Annotated in this window: 2 protein-coding genes; one reads left to right on the forward strand and one right to left on the reverse strand. The window is 75.4% G+C overall.

Annotation, left to right across the window (positions count from 1 at the left end):
* Window positions 1-1,241, forward strand: a 1,241-nt coding sequence (locus IH13_RS0106125; RefSeq protein WP_031081693.1) for an outer membrane protein assembly factor BamB family protein, incomplete at its 5' end; no start/stop codon positions are given.
* 19 nt (window positions 1,242-1,260) lie between these two features.
* Here IH13_RS0106125 and IH13_RS0106130 read toward each other — a convergent pair.
* The coding region (locus tag IH13_RS0106130) for a hypothetical protein (protein ID WP_031081694.1) at window positions 1,261-1,861 on the reverse strand (601 nt) is incomplete at its 5' end.

The raw sequence follows: 1,861 nt of genomic DNA on the forward strand, positions 1-1,861 counted from the left end.
CCGGCTGGGTGCGTCCGCCCGCCGGGATGACGGGGCCCGCCGGTCACCCGCCGCACCCGGTGCCCGCGCCCACCCCCGCCCCGGACGCGGCGCCCGCCGCCCCCGAACGCTGGCGTCCGTGGCGTTTCCGCATGTCGAACGACGTGTGGGGGACGCCCGTCGTGGTGGGCGACCTGCTCTATGTGACGTCCTTCGAGGTGCACGCGCTGGACGTGGGCAACGGACGGCGCCAGTTCAAGACCCGGGACGTCGCCTGGTCGATGGCGGTCGACGGGGGCAGGATCCACGCGTCGGACGGCCCGTCGCTGTACGCGCTGGACGCGGCGACCGGCGCGGAACGGTGGCGGCTGGGCACGGACGCCTGGGTGTACTCCCTGAAGGCCGACCGCGGCACCGTGCTGACCGGGACGCGCGGCGGAGGCGTGCAGGCGTGGGAGGCGTCCAGCGGCGAGCGGCTGTGGGACGTCTCGGGGGTGCAGACGGACTTCGAGACGCCGGAGGCCGGACCCGTCCTGCACGACGGCACGGTCTACCTGTGGCAGGACGCGCGGCTGCGGGCCGTGGACGCGCGCACCGGCGTGGAGCGCTGGTCGTACCCGATCGGCGACGCGGCGTCCTGCGGAGGGGTGCCGGTGCGGGTGACGCCGGCCGAGGACGGCTTCGTGTACGTCGCCGCGGGGACCCGGGTGCTGGCGGTGGACACGGTCTCGGGCCGGGTGCGCTGGCACTTCGAGTCGCCGGCCGCCTTCCTCTCGCCGCCCGCCTTCGCCCCGGGGCCGGCCGTCACGGGGGGCGGCGTGTACCTGGCCGACTACCTCGGCACCGTCTACGCGCTGGACGCCTCGACCGGCAAGGACCGGTGGCGGATCGCGACCGAGGCCCGGCAGTCCGTCGAACCGGTGCTGGTGACGGGCGGGAACGTGCATGTGGGCAGTGGCAGCGCGCTCTACACGCTGGACGCGGTGACCGGTACGCCGAAGTGGCGGTTCGCGGCGGGCGGCGAGGTGGTCGGCGCGCCGGTGGTCGCGGACGGCCGGGTCCACTTCGGCTCGGCGGACCACGTCCTGTACACGTTGGACGCGGCAGGCGGGCAGCTCCGCTGGAAGCTCGCCACCGGCGGAGAGATCACCGGCTCCCCGGTGGCGCGGGCGGGCGTCGTGTACGCCTGCAGCAAGGACCGGTGCGTGTACGCGCTGGACGCGCTGAAGGGGACGGGCACGGGCAACCGGGCGCGGACCTGACCGGGGACACGGTCACGGCTCAGGGGTGCGGAGGGCGGTAGGGGCCGGGGCCCTCGTCCCGGACCGGGAACTCCGCCGTGTCCTCGTCGCTCGCGGGCGCCCGGTGGCGGCCGGGACCGGTGTACGGGTCCGCCTCCGGCTCGGGGGCCGACGACGTGTGCGAGGACGGTCCGGGCTCCTGCGTCGGGGGCCAGGTGTCGGGGCGGTCGTCCGCCGGAGCGGGGTACGGCTCGGCCGTGTGCCTGCGCCCCACGCCCCGCGTGCGCCCGGACATCACCAGCGCGCCCAGCAGGAGCAGCACTCCGCCCGCCAGCGCCTGGGCCACCCCCTCCCGCAGCCCCGATCCGCCGCCGACGCTCAGGCTGCCGGCCTGCTGGCCCTGCCGGACCATCCACAGCACGGTGAAGCCGAGGACGATCAGGCCGGCCACCGCCACGATCCAGCGGGACCGGAGGAGGACACCGGCCAGGGTCACCAGCGCGGCGAAGAGGAACGGCAGCAGGATCGAACTCATCACGGCGGACGAGGCGTCACTGATGCCGCCGAAGAGGTCCTGGATGCGGTAGTCCCGTCCGAGGCGGTCTTCGTACCAGCTACGGAAGGGGCTCTGGACGGCTCCC

The organism is Streptomyces sp. NRRL WC-3549 (assembly GCF_000721935.1).
Lineage (GTDB): Bacteria > Actinomycetota > Actinomycetes > Streptomycetales > Streptomycetaceae > Streptomyces.